Below are 20,935 nucleotides of genomic sequence, written 5' to 3'. Positions count from 1 at the left end.
ATCCCCACGATTCCGGCACAGGTGCTTCACGGAAGCGGTGCTCAGGTGGCGGTGAGGACGAGGACCGCCCGGTCGTCGTCGATGTCCTGTCCGCCCGTGAAGTCGCGCACCGCGCCGGTGAGGGCGTCGACGACCTGCTGGGCGGAGGGGCGTGGCGGGGCCCCGGCGACGGCCTCGGCGAGCCGTTTCTCTCCGAACTGCTCGCCCGAGTCGTCGCGGGCCTCCGTGATGCCGTCGGTGTAGAGCAGCAGGCTTTCGTGCGGGTCGAGGTGGAGGGTCCGGGAGACGACGTCGGTCTCGGCGGAGATGCCGAGCAGGGATCCGGGGGCGTCGACGAGGCGGGTGGTGTGGCGGGTGTCGAGGTGGAGGGGCAGGGTGTGACCGGCCCGGACCAGCTCGACGTCCAGTCCGTGCCCGGTGGGGGTCAGCCGGCCGTAGACGAGGGTGACGAAGCCGGTTCCGTGACTGCCCGGGCGGTTGACGAGGGCCCGGTTGACGGCGGCGACGACGTCCTCGGGGCCGGGCAGGAGGGGTGCGACGGCGCGCGCGGTGTGGCGGACGAGCGCGGTGGTGGTGGCGGCGATGGCTCCGCGCCCGCAGACGTCGCCGAGGAGGAAGGCCCACCGCCCGTCGTCCAGCGGGAAGACGTCGTAGAAGTCGCCGCCGATGTCGAGGCCTTCCCCGGCGGGGTGGTAGGAGGTGGCGACGTCCGCGCCGGGCACGTCGGGGAGTTCGGGCATGAGCAGCCCGGCCTGGAGGTCCCGGGCGAGGGTCACCCGGTGGGTGTACTGGCGGGCGTTGCGGGCGGCCGAGGCGGCGCGCCGGGCCAGCTCCTCGGCGAGGGCCACGCGGTGCCCGTCGAAGGGCTCCGCCTCGGTGGAGAGCAGCGTCACGGTGCCGAAGGCGGTGCCCCGGTCCAGCAGCGGGATGCAGAGGTAGCCGGTCACGCCGAGGTCCTGCCAGGGGCCGGGCCCGGTGGGGGCGCGCCGGGCGACCTCGCTCGCGCGCGTGGCGAGGACCCGGGCGACGGCGTCGTCGTCGGAGTCGTAGACCGGGATGTGCGAGGCGAGGACCTCCCGCCGGCGCTCGTCCGGGGCGGCCGTGGCGACCCGGCGCAGGCGCCCGTTCTCCACCACGTCGACGGCGCACAGCGGTGCCAGGCGCGGGGCGCAGGAGGCGGCGAGTCGCTCCAGGGTCTGGACGGCGTCGAGGTCGACCGTGAGGGCGGTGCTGGCCTGGAGGAGGAAGGCGAGGTCCTCGCGGGCCGCCCGCTCACGGGCCTCGGCGGCGCTGCGGGCGGCCTCGGCCTGCTGCCGCTCCACGGCGAGGGCCGCGGTGTCGGCGAAGAGGCGGGCGAGGGCCAGGTCGGCCGCCTGGGGGAGTCTCGGGGTGCGGTGGTACATCGCGAAGGTGCCCAGGACCGAGCCGTCGCGTCCCAGGACGGGGGTGGACCAGCAGGCGGCCAGGCCGGCCCGTCCCGCCAGGTCGCGGAAGTCGTCCCACAGCGGGTCCGCGGCGATGTCTCCGACGATGACGGTCTCGCGGCGGTGCGCGGCGGTGCCGCAGGACCCGGCGCCCTCGCCGATCGCGATCCCGTCGACGGCCCGGTTGTAGAAGTCGGGCAGGCTGGGAGCCGCGCCGTGCACCAGGCGCCGGCCCTCCTGGTCGGCGAGGAGCACCGAGACGACGAGGTCCTCCGGCGACAGTTCCTCTATCGCGCGGACCATGCCGTCCAGGACCTCGCGCAGCGGTGCCTGCCGGGCGATCTGCTCCAGGAGGGCGCGGTGCTCCGCCGTGAACCGCTGGGCCTGCCTGACCTGTGTCGTCTCGACCCCGATGACCCGGACGCCGGTGACGTTGCCGCCGGAGTCGACGCGCGGCTCGTAGTTGAAGTCGAAGAAGGCCTCCCGCGGCTCGGCCCCGTCGTCGAGGAGGACCCGGGCGTCGCGTCCGGTGCGGGGGGCGCCGGACCGGTAGACCCGGTCGAGGAGTCCGATGAGTCCCTGGCCGGCGGGCCCGGGCAGCAGCTGTCCGAGGGGGACGCCGGTGCGGACGCGCGGGCCGGCGCCGATGGCGCTGAAGAAGGCCGGGTTGGCGCTCTCGACCAGGTGCGCCGGGCCGGCGAGGGAGGCGAAGACGGCGGTGGTCTCGCCGAACAGGGCTCTGAGGTCGTCGTCCGCCGGGTCGACGGCGGCGCGACCGGAGTCCTTCGCCGGTTCGGGCCGGTGGGGATGTTGACCCGGTACGCGCCTCATGCGCTCTCTTTCCTGTTCTGTGGCGCCGGTGCTCCGGCTCCGGGTGCGGTGTCCGGCCCGGCCGGTGCCGCCGCGAGTGCCTCGTGCACGTCGGCGTGCACGGTGAAGATCTGGTCGAGGCCCGTCAGGGTGAACAGCCGCCGGACGGTGGGCGGGACGGCGGCGAGCCGGAGGGCCCTGCCCTGGGCGGACAGGTCCCGGTAGAGCCTCAGCAGGGCGCTGATGCCGCTGGAGTCGCAGAAGGTCAGGGCGGCGAGGTCCACCACGACGGGCCCCGACGCGGCGGCGCCCGGGCCCCGGTGCCCCGCCTCGTCCAGTTGGACGGCGCTGTCGAAGTCCAACTCGCCGCGGAGCACCAGTACCGTGCCCCGTTCCTCCTGTCTGACCTCGACCGAGAACACCCTCGACTTCCTCCGTGTGCGACTACTGGCGGACGGGCCCAGCCTGGGGAACAGGCGTGGACGTCACTCCCTCCTTCCGCGTTCCCCGATGCTTCGGATTCATGACGGGGGAAGGCGTTTCGGCGGGGTGTTCGGGGTCAGTCGCAGCCTGAACGCGGTCCGCTCCCGGAAGGATTCCGCCGTGCCGGTCTTGCTGGTCCTGGTGTTCGGTGTCGGTGTGGCGATGGCGTGGTGGAGCGTGGCGCCCGTCCCGCGCGGTCCGCGGCGTGGTCCGCGGTGACGCGGGCCGGAGCGGCGCCGTGCGGGTTTCACGGCTCGCCGAACGGTCAGGCGGACGGGGACACGAATCCCCACTCATGTGCCAGGAGGCTCATATGGACGGCTGGCGTGCGGCCGCGGCCTGCCAGGAGGTCGACCCCGATCTGTTCTTCCCGGTGGGCACCGGCGCCCCCGCGCTCGCCCAGGCGGAGGAGGCCAAGAGGGTCTGCCGGCGTTGCCCGGTCCGCGAACCGTGCCTGCGCTCGGCCCTGGCGCAGCAGCCGCACCCGCCGTCGGGCGTGTGGGGCGGCCTGACCGAGGCCGAGCGGCGCGCGCTGACGCGCCGGGCGCGTCTGCGGGCGGACGACCGCCGGTGACCGGCCGGAGGATCACGCCCCCCGGCCCCCGGGGGGCGTACCGCGCGGGGCGGGCCGGTGAGGCCGCCGGTGCGTCAGGGCGTTCGCCGGCTCCGCGGGGGCGCCGGGTCGGCGGGCTCCGGCAGCAGGGAGAGGCGGGCGCGGACCCGCTTCCCCGCGGGGGCGGGCTCCACGGTCAGGCTCTCGCAGACGGCGACGACGATCTCGACGCCGTGCTGGCCGATGCGGCGGGGGTCGTGCCCGCGGGGTACGGGAGCGGCGGCCTCCTGGTCGAAGACCGAGATCTCCAGCGCGTCGTGGCCCAGTTCGAGCAGGAGTCGACAGGGGCCGGCGGTGTGCCGGATCGCGTTGGTCACCAGTTCGCTGACCACCAGCTGTGCGAGCTCGACGCGCTCGTCGCCGACGGGTCCGCGCAGCACGGCGGGGGCGGCCGCGAGGAATTCGGCCGTGAAGGCACGCGCCGACGCGATCGCCCCGCCCCGGGAGGCGTCGCCGTAGACGACGCCCGCGGACAGCAGGGGCTCCGGGACCGCTCGCTCCGCGGTGATCGCGTCCGTCATGGCGCTGGTGCTCCCCTCGTCCTGGGCCGGTGGCTGGGTTCCTCGTACCCGCCTTTCCCCTCTTCATGGTTCTCACACCGCACGCCCCACGGATCACCCCGCGGGGAGAGCGTCAAGGGGACGCCGGCCCGGTCGCCCCGTGCCGTCCCCCGTCCGGCGTGCCGGGCCGGTGGCCGCGCCAGTCGAGACAGAGTACGAGGACGGGGGCCGACGCGCCACGGCGGGCGTCGCGCAGCGCCCGTACGACGGCCCGGGGGACCTCCGCGCCCTTCCGGTGGCGTACGGCGGTGAGGGCGCGGGCGACGGGACCGTCCGGTGCCTCGTCCCCGCCGCCGGCCGTCGGCTCCCCGGCGCCGTGGGCGACGAAGACCAGCCGGTCGCCGCGCAGGAGGCGCAGGCGTTGGGGAGCGTAGACGGTGTCCTCGAACATGCCCAGGGGCAGTTGGCGGTCCAGGTCGATGCGCTCGGTCCCGGTGGGGCGGAGGCGCCAGAGCGTCGGCGACCCGGCGTCCACCGCCTCGGCCTCGCCGGTGGCGAGGTCGAGGCGGAGCAGCAGGGCGGAGAGCGGGTGCCGGCCGCGGTACTGCCCGTAGAGCGCCTGGTCGGTGAGGCTGGCCTGGGCCACCAGGTCGAGCCCGGCCCGCCGGGCGTTGCGGACCGCCATCAGGGCGAGGGTGCTCGCCAGGGCGGCCGGGGTGCCGGGGCCGGCGCCGTCGGCGACGACGATCACGAGCTCGCGCTCGGTGGCGCTCCAGTCGAGGAGGTGTCCCCCGGAGGCGTAGGCGGGCTCCCAGTGGGCGTGGAGGTCGAAGGCGGGTCCGGCGCAGGCCCGGCCCGGCAGGGTGTCCCACTGCATCTCTCCCGCGATGCTGAGGGGGTGCGTCCTGCGGGTGCGCCGGTACAGGTCGGTGTGGCGGTCGGCGACGCGCAGGGCGTGCCCGAGGGTCTCGGCGACCCGGGCGAGGCTCGCGGTGGTCTCCGGCGCGGAGCGCTCGGCGGGCAGGACCACGACCAGGACGCCGAACCGTTCTCCGCGGACCGTGATGGGCAGGTAAACGGTCGCCGTGGGCCCGACATCACGGAAAAGATATGGTTGCTGGGTGCGGAAGACGCGGCCGGCGGGGCCCGCGTCCACGGGCGTGTGCGAGATCCCGGCAGGGGCCTGGACGGGCTCCACGGGGCGCAGGCTCGTGCATCCGTAGTCGACGAGCAGCAGATCGGCGGAGGTCGCGGCGTACAGCCGCGCGAGACTGGTACGGAGGGAGTCCAGGAGGAGGTGTGGTGCCGCCCCGCGCAGTGCGCCTTCCACTGTCACGTGTCGATCCACCGGATCCGTACCGCCTTCTGGAGAGATGTGGAGATGACCGGTCCGTCGCTAGGCCGCTGTCCCCGGGCCCGGACGTCCGAGGAGGGTCGGCAGGCATGACGAGCAACTCCGCCCCGCCGCCACGGGAGCCGCAGCGGGCGGCAGAGTCCGCCCGGGAGCTCATCGAGCTGCTGGAGGTGCTGTGGGAGCGCGGCCGGGACATGGTGTCGTCGACACCCGTCTCGGCGAGTCAGCTGCGCGTGCTGTACAGCCTGGACCGCGAGGAGGGGATCAGCCTGCGCACCCTGGGGGAGCTGCTCGGCTCCGCCCCGCCCTCGGTGAGCCGCATGTGCGACCGGCTGGAGGCGCTGGGCTTCGTGCAGCGGCTGCCCAGCCCCGTGAGCCGCCGGCAGCTGGAGCTGCACCTGACCGCGCACGGCAAGGCGTACCTGCGGGACCTCAGGGCCCAGCGCGAGGAGGCCCTGCTCGCGGTCATCGCGGACATGTCGCCGACGAGCCGCAAGGCGCTGCTGAGGGGGCTCACGGGTTTCCAGGACGCGCTGGGAGGGGGCGGAGCAGCCGCCTCGTCACGCGCCCGCACTCCGCTGAAGGACGTCAGTTCGGCCTGACCCCCGCGCGCCGCCGGCTCCGGCCGGGCGCACACCCCATGTCCTCATTGCCACCTCTGGTCGTCCTCGACGCGTCCTTCCGGGCGCCGCCCGGTTGTTGCCCCAAGGATACAGTTGTCATACGGCAACTGTTGACGGGGTGCCGTGCCAGTCGAGGCACACGACCAGGGCGTCGTCCTCCAGCGGGTTGCCGCCGTGGTGGGCGGCGAGCTCCCGGAGCACCGCCTGCGGCACGTGCGTGGGCGGCAGCAGTCTCGTCCCCCGCAGCGCGCGGGCCAGCGCCCGGTCCCCGTAGCTCTCCCCGGCCGGCGAGACGGCCGCGTACACGCCGTCGCTCCCGAACAGCAGCCGGTCGCCCGGCCGCACCGAGAACCGCTCCGGTACGTACACGGTCTCCTCGAACATGCCGAGGGGCAGCTGCGCCTCGAAGCCGACCGGCTCCACCGCCTGTCCCCGCTGTCGCCACAGCCGGGGCGAGCCGGCGTCCACGGCCTCCACCTCACCCGTGGCCAGGTCGAAGCAGAGCAGCAGCACCGACACGAAGGACTCGCCCCGGTACTGGGCGTACACGGCCTGGTCCGCCAGCGCGGCCTGGTCGGCCAGGGGGAGGCCGGCCCGGCGGGCGTTGCGGAGCGCGTTGATCGCGAGGTTCGTCAGCAGGGCGGCCTCGATGCCCTCTCCCATGCCGTTGGTGACCGTCAGCGTCAGCCGGCCGTCCGAGACCGACCAGTCGTAGTTGTCGCCGAAGATCGCGTAGGCGGGCTCCAGATGGGCGGCCAGGGCGAACTCGGGACGGGCGCAGGAACGGCCGGGCAGCAGCTGCCACTGCATCTCCGCCGCGAGCGTGAGCCGGGTCGCGCGCCGCGCCAGGACGTACAGGTCCGTGTCGCGCTCCGCCACCAGGATCTCGTGGCCGAGCGCCTCGCAGAGCTGGGCGAGCCCCGGCAGCAGCTGCCCGACGTCGGCCCGCGGAGGCAGCTCGGCCGTCAGCACCCCCAGCCGGTCCCCGCGGACCGTGACGGGCAGGTGGAGCCGGAGCGCCCCGGACTCCCGGGCCACGTACGGCTCCTGGGCACCGAAGGCGCGCCCCTGGGGACTGTCGTGGATCGGCACCGACGGGTCCGCCCCGGGAACGTCCCCGACGAGCTGGAGCGTCCGCAGGCCGTAGTCGGCCATGCGCAGCTCCACCCGCAGCACCCCGTGCTCCCTGAGGGCGTCCTCGACGACTCCCACGAGCCGGTGGGGGGCCGCCCGGCGGAGCGCCTGCTCGATCTCGGCGATCTCGCGCACGGTCTTCCTCTTCCTCTTCCTCTTCCCTGCGCCCGGTCCCTGTGCACGGGAACGGGCGGTCCGTCCGCTATCTCGTGCCGCCGGCCGCGGCCAGCGCGTCCGCCACGGCGTCGTGCGGCGGGATGGTCGTCGTCACGCCGGTGATCTCCAGGATGCGGCGCACGGCCGGGGTCGGCGCGGCGAGGTACAGGTCGCCGTCGCTCTGCCGCGCCTTGTTGACCGCCCGGATCAGGACGTTCAGCCCCGAGGAGTCCATGAAGTCGAGCGCGGACAGGTCCAGCACGAGGCGGCGCCGCCCCTGACCGAACTGCTCCGTCAGCAGCTCCTGGAGCCGGTCGGCCGTCTCCATGTCCAGCTCGCCCGCCACGGTCAGCACCGCCGTGCGGCCGTCGCGGATCTCGACGTCGACATCAAGGTTCGGTTCACGCTCGGACATGTCTCCTGCTTTCCGTGGGGGAGGGGCCGGTCTCGGGGCGGGCGGGGTCAGAACACCTGGACGCCGACCACGCACGTGTCGTCGTCCGTGTCCGACTTGCTGCGCGCGAGCAGCTGGTCCAGCCGGTGTTCGAGGCTGTCGGACCGCTGCCGGGCGACGGCGAGCAGCTGGGCGACGGAATCGTGGACGGCGGTGTCGCGCCGCTCGACGAGCCCGTCGGTGTACATCAGCACCGTGTCGCCGGGTTCGAGCCGCAGCTCCGCCTCCTCGTACTCGGTCTCCGCGAGCGCTCCCAGCAGCACCCCGCGCAGGAGCGGCAGGTCGAGCGCATCCTCCCCGCGCACCAGCACCGGCGGGAGGTGTCCCGCGCGGGCCCAGCGCAGCGTACGGCTCTCCGGGTCGTAGACGCCGCAGACGGCGGTGGCCGTCACCTGGGCGGTGAGGTGGTGGGCGACGCTGTTGAGCCAGGACAGCAGCTGCCCCGGGCCCGCGCCCGTGACGGCCAGGCCGCGCAGGGCGTTGCGCAGCACCACCATGCCGGTGGCGGCCTCCACGCCGTGGCCGGCCACGTCCCCGACGCACAGGAGCACCTTCTTGGACGGCAGCACGACCGCGTCGTACCAGTCGCCGCCGACCAGGGAATCGGACTCCGCGGGCCGGTAGCGCACGGCCACGTCGAGTCCCGGCGCGTCCAGCGGCGGCATGGCCGGCGGCATGATCGCGTGCTGGAGCTGGAGGGTGAGCCGGTTGCGTTCCTCGGCCGCCTCCTCCGTCGCCGCCAGCCGGTCGCGGGTGGCCGTGAGGGCGACCTCGGTCCAGTGCTGCGCCGAGATGTCCTGGTACGCGCCCCGGACGGTCTGGAGACCGCCGTCGCCGCCCGGGGCGGGTTCGGCGGTCACCCGGATGTGCCGGGTGACGCCGTCGTGGCGGAGCATGCGGAAGGCGGCGGAGCCCACCCGTCGCTGGTGCAGCACCTTCTGGAGGAAGCGCCGGACGGTGGCGGCGTCGTCGGGGTGGACGTGGTCGGCGAGGTCGCGCAGGGCGACCGGCGGCTCCGTCGTCGCGCGGCCGAAGAGCTCGTACAGCTGGCTGTGCCAGGTGATGCCACCGGTGACGAGGTCCTCCTCGAAGGCCCCCACCCGGCCCAGGCGCTGGGCGTGCTGGAGGAGGCTGGCGAGGCGCGCCGACTCGTCCTCGACGCGCCAGATGAACAGGACGCCCGCGCCGTACCGGCTGATGCTGATGTCGGCGAGCGAGGCGAGCGGCACCTGGTCGACCAGGGCCGTGAGCCGGACCCGGCGGGCGCGGAACGGCTCCCCGGTGGCGTAGACCCGCTCGATCCGTTCGAAGAGTTCGCTGCCGCCCGCCGTCGCCGGGTACGCCTCCAGGAGCAGGGCTCCGTCGACAGCGCCGCGGGGCCGTCCGGCCGGGTCCTGGAAGTGCGCGTTGGCATGCCGGATGCGGAAGTCGACGAGCTTCCCCGCCTCGTCCAGGTGGGGGGGTCAGGACGAGGGCGGGGTCGTAGAGCCCGTCCGAGAGTTCGGCCAGCGCCGCCGCACTCTCCCCGCCGGGGACCGGGAGGCCGTCGGGGACGAGGAAGCCCCCGGGGGACGCCTCGGGCAGGGCCTCCAGCGTGTGGGCGCAGAGCTCGGCGAGGGCCTCGATCTGGCGCTCCACGACCTGCGGCAGGGGGTCGAGCGGGCGGGCCCAGCAGATCTCCAGGACGCCGTGGATGCGGCCGCCGGTCCCGGCGGGGACGACGACCCGGCCGCCGTCGGGATGCCGCCCGCGGCCGATGGAGGGGATGCCCGAGGCCGCCAGGGAGGCGTGGCGGACGGTTCGCCGCCCGATCAGCGCCTGGCGGGCCGCGGTGGTCACGCCCGGCGGCACGTAGTGCCAGCGGGCCGCCTCGTCGAGGCCGAAGCCGGCGTGCCCGCGCAGGCTCAGCGACGTGTCCGGACCGGTGGTCCAGATCGCGACGGCGACCGCGCCCAGCGGTTCGAGGGCATGCCGGAGCAGGGACTCGGCGACGGCCTGGGTGTCGCCGGCGCTGAGCGCCGCGCTCTCCGCCGTGCGCAGCCGCACGGCGACCGAGGCGGCGGCGCCGGCCGGGGGCTCGGCGACGGCCGTTCTCACGAATGCGTCCGTCGTCTCGGCCAGCCGGTCACGGGCAGCCTGGTTGATGATGTCCGCGGCCAGCTCCAGCCGGGACAGTCCGGCCCGGTCGGCGAGCTCCGCGAGCTGGCGGGCCGCCTGGGCCGGGCCGCAGCCCAGGCGCTCGACGATGACCCCCTTGGCGAGTTCGATCAGGGCGCGGCCCTCGGCCGCCGCGTGCGCGGCGCGCACCTCGCCGCGCAGCCGTTCCACCGTGGCGGCCAGCCGGCCGTCGACGGCCGCGGCGTCCAAGACGGCCGCGGCGTCCGAGACGGCCGCGGTGTCCGAGACGGCCGCGGTGTCCGAGACGGCTGCGGTGTCCGAGACGGCCGGGAGGTCGTCGCCGGGGTGCGGGACGCCGCTGCCGATGGGCGGGGGAGTGGTCACGAGGCCGACCCTCCGTCGAGCCAGCGGCTGACGCAGGCGATGAGTTCGTCGGCGTCGACGGGCTTGGTGACGTAGTCGCTGGCCCCCGACGCCAGGCTCTTCTCCCGGTCGCCCGGCATGGCCTTCGCGGTGACGGCGATCACGGGCAGGTCCGCGTACTGGGGCAGCTCCCTGATCCGCGCGGTCGCGGTGTAGCCGTCCATCTCCGGCATCATCACGTCCATCAGGACGAGGGAGACGGCCGGGTTCGCCAGCAGCGCCTCGATGCCCTTCCGTCCGTTCTCGGCGTGCAGCACCGTGATGCCGTGCAGCTCCAGGATGCCGCTGAGGGCGTACAGGTTGCGGGCGTCGTCGTCGACGGCGAGCACGGTCCTGCCGCTCAGGGTGCTGTCGACGGCCTGGGGCGCGGGCGCCCAGTGGTCGCCGCGCACCAGCGGCACGACGTCGCCGGGCTGCTCCGCGGACAGGTGCAGGGCGATCCGCTCGCGCAACTCGTCGAGGCTGGAGAGGAGTTCCAGCGGTCGGCGGCGGGCGAGGTCCTGGAGGGCGCCCTCCTCGTCGGCGGGGAGCCGGCGGTTGTTGTGGGCGAGGACGGGGACGGTGCGCAGCGCCTCGTCCCCGTCCATGGCGTCCAGGAAGCGCAGGGCGTCGCCGTCCGCCATGTCGACGTCGAGCACGACGCAGTGGAACGGCTGGGTGGCGAGTGCGGCGGCGGCCTCCTGGGGGCCGACGACCGCGACCAGTTCGATGTCCGACCGGCCCGTCTGCCCGCCGTCGGCCGAGAGCTGGCCGACCGCGTTCTCGGCGACGACGGCGAGGAGCCCGCGCGGGCGCTCCTCGATCACGAGGAGGCGCCGGGGCGGCCGGGCGGCCGCGCCGCCGGGCAGCGCGAGCGCGCCGTCCCGGGCGGGGGCCGGGAGGGCGGACCCTGCCGGGGAGTCCGTCGGCGGGGCGGCGGCGGGCTGCTCGGCGAAGTCGGTGCGGGCGACGGGGAGGTAGAGGGTGAAGGTGCTGCCCTCGCCCGGCACGCTGGTGACGGTGAGGGCGGCGCCGAGGAGATGGGCGATCTCGCGGCTGATGGAGAGGCCCAGGCCGGTGCCGCCGTACTTGCGGTTGGTCGTCCCGTCGGCCTGCTGGAAGGCGCCGAAGATGGCCTCCAGGTTCTCGGGGGCGATGCCGATGCCGGTGTCGGCGACCCGGAAGGCGACGACGGGGCCGCCGCGGTGCACGGCCACGGGCAGCTCGTCGTCCGACGCCGGTTCGATGCGCAGCTCGACGCTGCCGTGCTCGGTGAACTTGACCGCGTTCGACAGCAGGTTGCGCAGCACCTGCCGGAGCCGCGTGTCGTCGGTGACGAGGTCGACGGGGACGCCGGCGGCCGTGGAGACCGTGAAGGCGAGGCTCTTCTGCGAGGTGAGGGGGCGGAACGTGGCCTCGACGTAGTCGAGGAGCTTGCGCAGCGGCACGCGCTCCGGGTTGAGGTCCATCTTCCCGGCCTCCACCTTGGACAGGTCGAGGATGTCGTTGATCAGCTGGAGCAGGTCGGATCCGGCCGAGTGGATGATGCCGGCGTACTCGACCTGCTTGGCCGTGAGGTTGCGGGTCGGGTTCTGGGCCAGCAACTGGGCCAGGATCAGCAGGCTGTTGAGCGGGGTGCGCAGTTCGTGGCTCATGTTGGCCAGGAACTCCGACTTGTACGTGGAGGCCAGGTCGAGCTGCTGGGCCCGGTCCTCCAGCTCCTGCCGGGCCTGCTCGATCTGGAGGTTCTTGGCCTCGATGTCGCGGTTCTGCGTGGCGAGCAGCGCCGCCTTCTCCTCCAGCTCGGCGTTGGAGCGCTGGAGCTCCTCCTGCCGCACCTGGAGTTCCTCGGTGCGCGAGCGGAGCTCGCCGGCCAGCCGCTGGGACTCGTCCAGGAGTTCGTCGGTGCGGACGTTGGCGACGATGGTGCTCAGGTTGACGCCGACGGTCTCCATGAGCTGCTCCAGGAAGTCCCGGTGCACGGAGGTGAAGGGGCTGAAGGACATCAGCTCGATGACGCCGAGCACCTGCTCCTCGACGACGACCGGCAGCACCACGAGGCTGCCCCGGGAGGTGCTGCCGAGACCCGAGGAGATCGTGACGTAGTCCTCGGGGACGTTCTCGGCGGTGACGGTGCGGCGGCTGCGGGCGGCCTGCCCGACGAGCGACTCGCCCAGCCGGAAGCGCACCCGGTCCCGGTCGCCCGCGGGGCGTCCGTAGGAGCCGACGAGGCCCAGCTCGACGCCGCCGGTACCCTCCTCGGCCAGGTAGAACGCGCCGTACTGGGCGCCCACGAGCGGGGTCAGCTCGTCCATGACGAGTTCGGCGACGACGGCCAGGTCGCGGTGGCCCTGCATCAGCGCGGACATCCGGGCCAGACTGGACTTGAGCCAGTCCTGCTCCTGGTTGGCCCGCGTCGTCTCGCGCAGCGAGCCCACCATGGCGTTGATGTTGTCCTTGAGCTCGGCCACCTCGCCCGAGGCCTCGACGGTGATCGAGCGGGTGAGGTCGCCCTCGGCGACGGCGCTCGCGACCTCGGCGATGGCGCGGACCTGGCGGGTGAGGTTGCCCGCCAGCTCGTTGACGTTCTCGGTCAGCCGCTTCCAGGTGCCGGAGACCCCCTCGACCTCGGCCTGGCCGCCGAGCCTGCCCTCGCTGCCGACCTCGCGGGCCACCCGGGTCACCTCGGCCGCGAACGAGGACAGCTGGTCGACCATCGTGTTGATGGTCGTCTTCAGCTCCAGGATCTCGCCCCGGGCGTCCACGTCGATCTTCTTCGACAGGTCGCCGTTGGCGACGGCGGTCGTGACCTGGGCGATGTTCCGGACCTGTCCGGTCAGGTTGTTCGCCATGGAGTTGACGTTGTCGGTGAGGTCCTTCCAGGTCCCGGCCACGTTCGGCACCCTGGCCTGGCCGCCGAGCCTGCCCTCGGTGCCGACCTCGCGGGCGACCCGGGTCACCTCGTCGGCGAAGGCGGACAGGGTGTCCACCATGGTGTTGATGGTGTCGGCGAGGGCGGCGACCTCGCCCTTGGCCTCCACGGTGATCCGGCGGGAGAGGTCGCCGCGGGCCACGGCGGTGGCGACCTGGGCGATCGAACGCACCTGCCCGGTGAGGTTCGAGGCCATCACGTTGACGTTGTCGGTGAGGTCCTTCCAGGTGCCCGAGGCGCCCCGGACGGTGGCCTGGCCGCCGAGGTTGCCCTCGGTGCCGACCTCGCGGGCCACCCGGGTCACCTCGTCGGCGAAGGCCGAGAGCTGGTCGACCATCGTGTTGATGGTCGTCTTCAGCTCCAGGATCTCGCCCCGGGCGTCCACGTCGACCTTCTTCGACAGGTCGCCGCCCGCGACGGCGGTGGCGACGTGGGCGATCGCCCGGACCTGGGCGGTGAGGTTCCCCGCCATCGAGTTGACGGAGTCGGTCAGGTCGCGCCAGGTGCCGGAGACGCCCTTCACGTCGGCCTGCCCTCCGAGGATGCCCTCGGTGCCCACGTCCCGGGCCATGCGCGTGACCTCGTCGGCGAAGGCCGAGAGCTGGTCCACCATCGTGTTGATGGTGTTCTTCAGCTCCAGGATCTCGCCGCGCGCGTCCACGTCGATCTTCTGGGAGAGATCTCCCTTGGCGACGGCCGTCGCCACGTGGGCGATGTCGCGCACCTGGGTGGTGAGGTTGCCGGCCATCGCGTTGACCGAGTCCGTGAGATCGGCCCAGGTGCCGGAGACGCCGGGCACGGCGGCCTGCCCGCCGAGCGTCCCCTCCGTGCCGACCTCGCGCGCCACCCGCGTCACCTCGGAGGTGAACAGGGAGAGCTGGTCGACCATCCCGTTGAACACCCGGGAGATCTCGCCCATCAGCCCGTCGGCCTCGTCCGGCAGACGGGTCCCGAAGTCGCCGTCCCGCACCGCCGTGAGCCCGGCCAGCAGCTGGCGGAGTTCCGGCTCGACCACGGCGGCCGGCCCGGACCGTTCCCGTCCGGAGGAACCCCTGGTCGTCGTCTCAGACATGTCCCATCCTCGTTCCCCACCATGTGCGCACACGGACCGTCCGGCGCACGCCGCGCGCCCACCGACCGTTCCCCCTGGTCGACTGCGGCTGCCGCGATCGTTGCCGTACGGCAATCATGACGACACTACCCCTCCGTGATCGACAACAGGAGGGCAGTGCCGGTCATCCGGCCGGAACCCGTCCTTCCCGGCCCCGGGACGGGGTGTGCGACGCCGCGACCGGGGTACACGCGCCCCGAACCGGGCGGTCCCCCGCCCCGACGACGAGGGGAGCAGTACGTGCTGATGGCCCACCCCGCGGTCCTGCGCGAGCTCATCGAGCAGTACGAGACGCTGATGATGCTCAAGGCCGAGAACGGCGGCGAAGAAGTACGGCGGCGCATGGACGACCTCGCCTACACGCTGTGCGTGTCCACCGGTACGCGGGACGTGGACGCGGCGCTGATCGCGGCCCGCCACCGTCTGCCGGGCGCGCGCCCCGAGGACGACTCGGTGCTGAGCGCCTGAGCACCGAGCACGCGGCCGAGCCCGGCACCTCCCTCAGGAGGGTGCCGGGCTCGGCCGCGTGCTCGGGCGGGAGCGCGTCCGCCGGAGGCCGCCTACCAGCGGTACCAGCGGCTCGAGCCGCCCTTCGGCCGGGCCACGAAGCCCAGCAGCCACAGGACGAGCACGATGACGGCTATCCACCAGAGCGCCTTCACGGCGAAGCCGGCGCCGAAGAGCAGCAGGGCGAGGAGCAGGACGAGAAGCAGGGGGACCATGGGGTCGACCTCCGGGAAGACGGTGACTGACGGAAAACGGAAAGGTGAAAGGGCGGCGCACGGCGGACACGCGGGCGTCGGCCCCTCGCGGGGGCGGAAGCGCCGCCGGCTCAGCTGCGGCGTTCGAAGAACAGGGCCACCGGGCCCAGGTCGCGTCGTGCGGCCAGGCGTCCGGTCCGGCGCCCCCACCCGTACGCGAGGGCGAGCGCGGCCGCCGTGCCGGCAGCGGCACCGGCCGTCACGGTCCGGCGGGCGCGCGCCGGGGCCCGCAGGCCGCCCCCGGTCCCGCCGGCCGTCTCCGCGGACGGCGCGGGAAGGGGGCGCGGGCCCGCCGGCTCGTACGCCTCGTCCACGTCGGGGTGGTCCACCCGCGTCGGGCCGGGGCGGTCCGGGACGGCGTAGAGGCCGGTCCAGGGGAGGGGGCTGCGTCCGCTGTTCTCCGAAGCACTCATGGGCACCGTCTCGCCGGAGTCCCGCACCCTAAACCTGGTGGATCACGGTCCCGCCCACGCCCCGCGCCCCATCCCGCGTGCTTGACCGCGCCCGTACGGGACAGACGACCGTCCATGGTGACGTCACTGCTCGTGGTCTGTTCCGTGCTCGCCGCGCTCGCCACCGGCCTCGCGGCCGTCCTGGTGTCCCCGTGGTGGTGGTGCGCGGCCGGCCCCGCCCTGCTGCTCGCCGCGCTCGCGACGTACGACGTCGTCCAGCGGCGCCACTCGATCCTGCGCAACTATCCGCTCCTCGGGCACCTGCGGTTCGCGATGGAGGCGATCCGCCCCGAGGTGCAGCAGTACTTCGTCGAGAGGAACGTCGACGGCGTGCCCTTCGACCGGGACACCCGGTCCATCGTGTACGAGCGGGCGAAGGGGACGGACGCCGAGGACCCCTTCGGCACCGAGCTGGAGCTGGACCGGACCGGCACCGAGTACCTGGTCCCCTCCATGGCGCCACGCCCGGTGCCGGACGAGGCGCCCCGGGTCCGGATCGGCGGCCCCGACTGCGCGCGGCCCTACGACATGGCGCTGCTCAACGTGTCGGCGATGAGCTTCGGCTCCCTGTCGGCCCCGGCCGTCCGCGCCCTGAACGAGGGCGCCCGGCGCGGCGGCTTCGCCCACGACACAGGCGAGGGCGGGGTGTCGGAGCACCACCTCGCCCCCGGCGGCGACCTCGTCTGGGAAATCGGGACCGGGTACTTCGGCTGCCGTGCCGAGGACGGCGGCTTCGACCCGCGGCTGTTCGCCGAGAAGGCCGCGCTCGACCAGGTCGCCTGCGTCCTGCTGAAGATCAGCCAGGGCGCGAAGCCCGGCATCGGGGGAGTGCTGCCCGGCTCCAAGGTCGGCCGGGAGATCGCCGCCGTCCGCGGCGTCCCCGAGGGCCGTACGGTGATCTCGCCGCCGTACCACCGCGTCTACCGGACCCCCCGGGAGCTGGTGCGCTTCCTCGGCCGGATGCGGGAGCTCTCCGGCGGCAAGCCGGTCGGCTTCAAGCTGTGCGTGGGCGCGCGCCGCGACTTCCTCGCCGTCTGCAAGGCGATGCTGGAGGAGGACCTCACCCCCGACTTCATCGTCGTCGACGGGGCGGAGGGCGGTACGGGCGCCGCCCCGCTGGAGTTCGCGGACAGCGTCGGCCTGCCCCTCACCGAGGGCCTGACCACGGTGCACCGGGCCCTCGTCGGCACGGGGCTGCGCGACCGGATCAGGATCGGCGCCTCCGGCAAGGTCGCCACCGGCAGCGACATCGTCAAGCGGCTGATCCAGGGTGCCGACTACACCAACTCCGCCCGGGCCATGATGTTCGCCCTCGGATGCATACAGGCCCAGCGTTGCCACACCAACACCTGCCCCGTGGGGGTGGCCACCCAGGACCACCGGCGCGCCCGCGCCCTCGACGTCCAGGACAAGGCGGAGCGGGTCCGGCGCTTCCAGGAGGCGACCGTCCGCAGCGCCCTGGCCCTCATGGCCGCCATGGGCGCCGACGGCCCCGGGGACCTGGAGCCCGGCATGCTGCTGCGCCGGGTCGGACCGGACGCCGTGCGCTCCCACGCCGAGCTGTACGAGCCGCTCGAACCCGGAGTGCTCCTGTCGCCCGCATCGGTTCCGGACACCTGGGCAGGCGACTGGAAGGCGGCCCACCCGGACCGGTTCACCCTCCGGTGAACAGGCCGGCGGCCCCAGAGGAAGGAGACCCCATGTCCCGTACCGTCGCACAGGTGATCGTCGACGGGCTCGCAGACCTCGGCGTCGACCGCGTCTTCGGCGTCGTCGGCGACGCGCTCAACCCGATCACCGACGCCATCCGCACCACCGAGGGCATCGACTGGACCGGCTTCCGCCACGAGGAGGCGGCGGCCTTCGCCGCCGGAGCGCGCGCCCAGCTCTCCGGAGAGCCGGCCGTCTGCATGGGCACCGTGGGACCGGGCTCGGTGCACCTGCTCAACGGACTGTACGACGCGGCCAAGAGCGGGGCGCCGGTCCTGGCGATCTGCGGCCAGGTGCCGCTGTCGGAGCTGGGCGGCGACTACTTCCAGGAGGTCGACAACGACCTCCTCTTCCGGGACGTGGCCGTGTACCGGGCCACCGTGACCTCCCCCTCCCAGATGCCCCGGCTGCTGGAGTCCGCGGTGCGGGCGGCCGTGACCGGGCGCGGCGTGGCGGTGCTGACCGTCCCCGGCGACCTCGGTGACCAGGAGGTCGAGGAGGACCGGCCGACGCGGTTCGCGCTGCCGCGTCCGGCCGTCACCCGCCCCGACGACCCGGCGCTCGCCGAGGCGGCCGAGACGATCGGCCGGGGCTCGCGGGTCACCCTCCTGGTCGGCCGCGGCGCCCGGGAGGCCCGCGAGGAGGTGCTGCGCGCCGCCGAGCTGCTCTCGGCGCCCATGGTGCTGACCCTGAAGGGAAAGGAGGGCTTCGAGGACGACAACCCGTACGAGGTCGGCCAGACCGGCCTCATCGGCAATCCGGCCGCGGCCCACGCCATGGACGCCTGCGACACCCTGATCATGCTCGGGACGGACTTCCCCTACCGGGACTGGTACCCGGAGGACTGCCGGGTCGTGCAGATCGACACCCGCGAGGAGCACCTCGGACGCCGCGTCCCGGTGGACGTCGGGCTCGCCGGGGACGTGGGCGCGACGCTGAGGGCCCTGCTGCCGCTGCTGGCCCCCGTCGCGTCGCGTTCCCACCTCGACGGGGCCCGCGAACGGTACGCGGACTGGCAGGAGGGGCAGGCCGGCCTCGCCGACCCCGCCCACGACAAGCGGCTCCTGGGACGCGTGCGGGCCGTGTTCGACAACCGGGAGGCCGCCATCCGTCCCGAGGCCCTCGCGGCGGCCGTCGACCGCCACGCCGCCGACGACGCGATCTTCACCTCGGACACCGGCATGGCCACCGTGTGGCTCTCGCGGCTCGTGCGCATGCGCGGCACCCGCCGGCTGATCGGCTCCTACAACCTCGGCTCCATGGCCAACGCCATGCCCCAGGCCATCGGGGCGCAGCTGTGGGCCCCGGACCGGCAGGTCGTGGCCTTCTGCGGCGACGGCGGCCTCGGCATGCTCCTCGGCGACCTCATGACGATCCGCTCCGAACGGCTGCCGGTGAAGCTCGTCGTCTTCGACAACCGCCGCCTCGGCATGGTCAAGCTGGAGCAGGAGCAGGCGGGGCTTCCCGAGTTCGGGACGGTGCTGGACAACCCCGACTTCGCCGCCGTGGCCGAGGCGCTCGGGCTGACCGGCATCCGCGTCACCTCGCCGGGCGAGGTGGACGAGGCCGTGCGCAAGGCGCTCGCCCTGCCCGGCCCGGTCCTCCTCGACGTGCTGACCAACCCGGCGGAAGTGGCCGTCCCGGGCAAGCCGACGGTGTCGCAGGGGTGGGGCTTCGCCATCGCCAAGATCAAGGAGAACCTGCCCTCCGGTGCGCGCTGAGCGGTGAGGCGGCGCCCGAAATCCATGGGTTTGTTCTCGCGGATCGCGGTGAGGCGTCCTGGTGTCAGACGCGTCGCACGAAGGGAGCGATCTCGTGTCCGGTGAGCAGAAGGGCAAGGCCAAGGTCGAGCAGGCCAAGGGCAAGGCCAAGGAGGCGGTCGGCCGGATGACCGACAACGAGCGCCTTGAGGCGGAAGGCCGGGCCGAGCAGGCCAAGGGCGACGCCCGCACCGCCAAGGAGAAGGCGAAGGACGTCTTCAAGCACTGATCCGACCTGCGACGGACCTCGTCCGGCAGGGAGAGGGGCGGCCCGCCGATGGCGGGCCGCCCCTCTCCGTCGTCCCCGGCTCCGGTCAGCCTCGCTCGGCGTAGCGGGTGCGGACCCACAGCGGCAGGGCGAACCAGCAGATCAGGTACCAGGCGAGGACACCCGAGACCAGCCAGGGCACGTACGGGTCGTGGGTCGCCACCCGCAGGATGAGGAACAGGGCGGAGATCAGCGTCGCGAGCAGCAGCAGGATGCCGGCGAAGGTGAGCCGGGAGGCCCACACGACGGCATGCGGCTTGATCCGCCGCCCCGACACGATCCGGTGGAAGGAGACGGGGCCGATCAGGGCGCCCGTTGCCAGGGATCCGAGGACGACCGTGACCAGGTAGATCCTCTTGTCGGTCTGCTCCAGCTCGTGGAAGAGCGGGGTGAACACCACGGTGAGGAGGAAACCGAGGAGGATCTGGACGCCGGTCTGTGCCACCCGGATCTCCTGGAGGAGCTCCTGCCAGCGCCGGTCCGCGCGTTCCTCCTCCGTCTCGCCGCGTCCGTCGCGAGGGGACTCCCTCCGCTCGTCCTCCGGCGTACCGCCGTCTCGTTCGTTCATGGGGGTCCTCCTCTGAAGGGCGGGGCAGGAACGGGATGGCACCGTCTCATGGCGAAAGCCCCCATCGGGTGTGGGGGCTTCCGTCCGGCGCGGCACGGCGCGGAGTCGGGGCCGCGGCCGGGCCGGCCGTTCGCGGGGGCCCCGCCGCCGATGACGGCGGCGGGGCCCCGTCCCGTCGGCGCGGTGCGCCGGGGGGGACGCGGCGGGAGCGCGGGGACGGCTCCCGCCGCTCCGGCCCGGGGCACTGGGGTCCTCGGACGGGACTGCGCTCTGCGGGAGTGCGCGTGCGGGGCCCGCCCCGGCGGGGGCCCGTGCACGGGTATGCCGTGCACGGGGCCCCGGCGCTCCTCCCGGCCGTCGCCGGATCTCAGACCGATCCGCGCCAGCCGCCCGTCTGCAGGCCACCGCGCTCCTCGATGAACGACTTGAACCGCTTGAGGTCGCCGGCCACCTTGCGCTTGACGAAGCCGAGCTTGTCGCCCGCCTGCTCCGTCAGCCCTTCGGGGGCGAAGTCCATCTGGAGCATGACCTTCGTCCGGGTCTCGTCGAGGCGGTGGAAGGTCACCACGCCCGCCTGGCGGGCCTCGCCCTCGACCGTCGTCCACGCGACGCGCTCGTCCGGGATCTGCTCGGTGACGACGGCGTCGAACTCGCGCCGCACCCCGCCGATCTCGGTGGTCCAGTGGGTGAGCGTGTCCGTGCGCTGCTCGATCCGCTCCACTCCGTCCATGAAGCGGGGGAACGTCTCGAACTGGGTCCACTGGTCGTACGCGGCGCGGACCGGTACCTCGACCTCGACCGACTCCTCCACCTGGGACATGGCGACACCTTTCTCTCGGACGGGGATCGCGTCCCCGTCGGGACGTGCTGCTGAGCTCCTGTGTGCCGGGGCGGGCCGGCGGCCCGTCAGAAGCCGCCCACGCCTCCCCCGAAGGGCCAGGAGGCGCGGTAGTACTGGTCGATCTCCTCGCGGTTCTGGCGGTCCGCGAGGTGCTTGTCGGAGACGAACTCGGGCGAGTCCTTGACCTGTTCCTTCGACAGGGCGAGGTGGAGGGTCTGCTCCTCCAGGTCGACGCCGGTCACCGCCCGCGCCGGGATGAGCACCTCCTTGCCGAAGATCCAGACGCCTGTGTCGACGACGAGATAGGAGTCGTCCACCTCGTCGGAGTGCTTGTCCACCTTGCCGATGTGCCCGTCGGCGGCCTCGACGCGCCACCCGGTGAGGTCGGTACCCGCCAGGTGGCCGGACTCGGCACTGAAGGACCACAGATGGTCGGTCATCGCTGTCACTCCTCTGTCGCT

Annotated in this window: 18 protein-coding genes and 1 pseudogene; 6 read left to right on the top strand and 13 right to left on the bottom strand. The window is 73.7% G+C overall.

What is annotated here, in order from left to right; genetic code table 11:
* Positions 1–41: 41 nt before the first annotated feature.
* Both ABD981_RS03780 and ABD981_RS03775 read right to left on the bottom strand, forming a co-directional pair.
* Positions 42–2,255, bottom strand: coding sequence for a SpoIIE family protein phosphatase (locus tag ABD981_RS03780; protein ID WP_046910545.1), 2,214 nt, complete (start codon positions 2,253–2,255; stop codon positions 42–44).
* On the bottom strand, positions 2,252–2,656 hold the full coding sequence (locus ABD981_RS03775) for an STAS domain-containing protein (RefSeq protein ID WP_046910546.1): 405 nt from the start codon (positions 2,654–2,656) through the stop codon (positions 2,252–2,254). Before ABD981_RS03775 ends, ABD981_RS03780 begins: the two co-directional genes overlap by 4 nt.
* 374 nt (positions 2,657–3,030) lie before the next feature.
* Between ABD981_RS03775 and ABD981_RS03770 the strand changes: the two genes are divergently transcribed.
* A complete protein-coding gene (locus ABD981_RS03770) occupies positions 3,031–3,291 on the top strand; it encodes a WhiB family transcriptional regulator (RefSeq protein WP_046910547.1) in 261 nt (86 codons plus the stop codon).
* Positions 3,292–3,365: 74 nt separating this feature from the next.
* Here ABD981_RS03770 and ABD981_RS03765 read toward each other — a convergent pair whose 3' ends face one another.
* Both ABD981_RS03765 and ABD981_RS03760 read right to left on the bottom strand, forming a co-directional pair.
* Positions 3,366–3,851 (bottom strand): ATP-binding protein, encoded by a 486-nt coding sequence (locus tag ABD981_RS03765; protein WP_046910548.1) that lies wholly within the window; start codon positions 3,849–3,851, stop codon positions 3,366–3,368.
* Positions 3,852–3,963: 112 nt separating this feature from the next.
* Positions 3,964–5,166: a PP2C family protein-serine/threonine phosphatase gene (locus ABD981_RS03760; protein WP_240495400.1), complete on the bottom strand. Its 1,203-nt coding sequence runs from the start codon at positions 5,164–5,166 to the stop codon at positions 3,964–3,966.
* Between the two features lie 107 nt (positions 5,167–5,273).
* Between ABD981_RS03760 and ABD981_RS03755 the strand changes: the two genes are divergently transcribed.
* Positions 5,274–5,786, top strand: a complete 513-nt coding sequence (locus ABD981_RS03755; protein ID WP_046910550.1) for a MarR family winged helix-turn-helix transcriptional regulator — start codon at positions 5,274–5,276, stop codon at positions 5,784–5,786.
* A 117-nt stretch (positions 5,787–5,903) separates the two neighbouring features.
* Here the strand turns inward: ABD981_RS03755 and ABD981_RS03750 are convergent, their stop codons facing one another.
* The 4 genes and pseudogenes from ABD981_RS03750 to ABD981_RS03735 all read right to left on the bottom strand — a co-directional run bounded on the left by ABD981_RS03750 (position 5,904) and on the right by ABD981_RS03735 (position 14,075).
* Positions 5,904–7,076 carry a PP2C family protein-serine/threonine phosphatase gene (locus tag ABD981_RS03750; RefSeq protein WP_046910551.1) on the bottom strand — a complete coding sequence of 391 codons (1,173 nt, stop codon included), beginning with the start codon at positions 7,074–7,076 and terminating at the stop codon, positions 5,904–5,906.
* A gap of 67 nt (positions 7,077–7,143) precedes the next feature.
* The gene (locus ABD981_RS03745; RefSeq protein ID WP_046910552.1) at positions 7,144–7,512 is read right to left on the bottom strand and encodes an STAS domain-containing protein; all 369 of its coding nucleotides are present in this window, start codon (positions 7,510–7,512) and stop codon (positions 7,144–7,146) included.
* A 47-nt stretch (positions 7,513–7,559) separates the two neighbouring features.
* Positions 7,560–9,918, bottom strand: a pseudogene (locus tag ABD981_RS03740) (SpoIIE family protein phosphatase).
* 131 nt (positions 9,919–10,049) lie between these two features.
* A complete protein-coding gene (locus ABD981_RS03735) occupies positions 10,050–14,075 on the bottom strand; it encodes a HAMP domain-containing protein (protein ID WP_046910553.1) in 4,026 nt (1,341 codons plus the stop codon).
* A gap of 279 nt (positions 14,076–14,354) precedes the next feature.
* Between ABD981_RS03735 and ABD981_RS03730 the strand changes: the two genes are divergently transcribed.
* Positions 14,355–14,582 carry a DUF5133 domain-containing protein gene (locus ABD981_RS03730; protein ID WP_046910554.1) on the top strand — a complete coding sequence of 76 codons (228 nt, stop codon included), beginning with the start codon at positions 14,355–14,357 and terminating at the stop codon, positions 14,580–14,582.
* A gap of 92 nt (positions 14,583–14,674) precedes the next feature.
* Here ABD981_RS03730 and ABD981_RS03725 read toward each other — a convergent pair whose 3' ends face one another.
* Together ABD981_RS03725 and ABD981_RS03720 are read right to left on the bottom strand one after the other, a co-directional pair.
* Positions 14,675–14,836, bottom strand: coding sequence for a DUF5670 family protein (locus tag ABD981_RS03725; protein WP_046910555.1), 162 nt, complete (start codon positions 14,834–14,836; stop codon positions 14,675–14,677).
* Between the two features lie 110 nt (positions 14,837–14,946).
* Positions 14,947–15,288: a hypothetical protein gene (locus tag ABD981_RS03720; protein ID WP_131723922.1), complete on the bottom strand. Its 342-nt coding sequence runs from the start codon at positions 15,286–15,288 to the stop codon at positions 14,947–14,949.
* Positions 15,289–15,402: 114 nt separating this feature from the next.
* Here ABD981_RS03720 and ABD981_RS03715 point away from each other — a divergent pair, with 114 nt between their 5' ends.
* The 3 genes from ABD981_RS03715 (at position 15,403) to ABD981_RS03705 (ending at position 19,026) form a co-directional block, all read left to right on the top strand.
* Positions 15,403–16,995, top strand: a complete 1,593-nt coding sequence (locus ABD981_RS03715; RefSeq protein ID WP_046910557.1) for an FMN-binding glutamate synthase family protein — start codon at positions 15,403–15,405, stop codon at positions 16,993–16,995.
* Positions 16,996–17,027: 32 nt separating this feature from the next.
* Positions 17,028–18,758, top strand: a complete 1,731-nt coding sequence (locus tag ABD981_RS03710) for a thiamine pyrophosphate-dependent enzyme (RefSeq protein WP_046910558.1) — start codon at positions 17,028–17,030, stop codon at positions 18,756–18,758.
* Between the two features lie 94 nt (positions 18,759–18,852).
* The gene (locus tag ABD981_RS03705; protein ID WP_123954968.1) at positions 18,853–19,026 is read left to right on the top strand and encodes a CsbD family protein; all 174 of its coding nucleotides are present in this window, start codon (positions 18,853–18,855) and stop codon (positions 19,024–19,026) included.
* An 85-nt stretch (positions 19,027–19,111) separates the two neighbouring features.
* On the opposite strand, the gene ABD981_RS03700 is transcribed toward ABD981_RS03705, so the two are convergent.
* The 3 genes from ABD981_RS03700 to ABD981_RS03690 all read right to left on the bottom strand — a co-directional run bounded on the left by ABD981_RS03700 (position 19,112) and on the right by ABD981_RS03690 (position 20,914).
* A complete protein-coding gene (locus ABD981_RS03700; protein ID WP_046910559.1) occupies positions 19,112–19,633 on the bottom strand; it encodes a DUF6328 family protein in 522 nt (173 codons plus the stop codon).
* Positions 19,634–20,000: 367 nt separating this feature from the next.
* Complete coding sequence (locus ABD981_RS03695) at positions 20,001–20,453, bottom strand: SRPBCC family protein (RefSeq protein ID WP_046910560.1); 453 nt, start codon at positions 20,451–20,453, stop codon at positions 20,001–20,003.
* Between the two features lie 86 nt (positions 20,454–20,539).
* Complete coding sequence (locus tag ABD981_RS03690; RefSeq protein WP_046910561.1) at positions 20,540–20,914, bottom strand: ribosome maturation factor RimM; 375 nt, start codon at positions 20,912–20,914, stop codon at positions 20,540–20,542.
* Positions 20,915–20,935: the final 21 nt, after the last annotated feature.

Source organism: Streptomyces showdoensis, assembly GCF_039535475.1.
Classification (GTDB): Bacteria; Actinomycetota; Actinomycetes; order Streptomycetales; family Streptomycetaceae; genus Streptomyces; species Streptomyces showdoensis.
The sequence above is the reverse complement of the archived record's forward strand: the minus strand, read 5'-3'. Positions and strand labels throughout refer to the sequence as shown.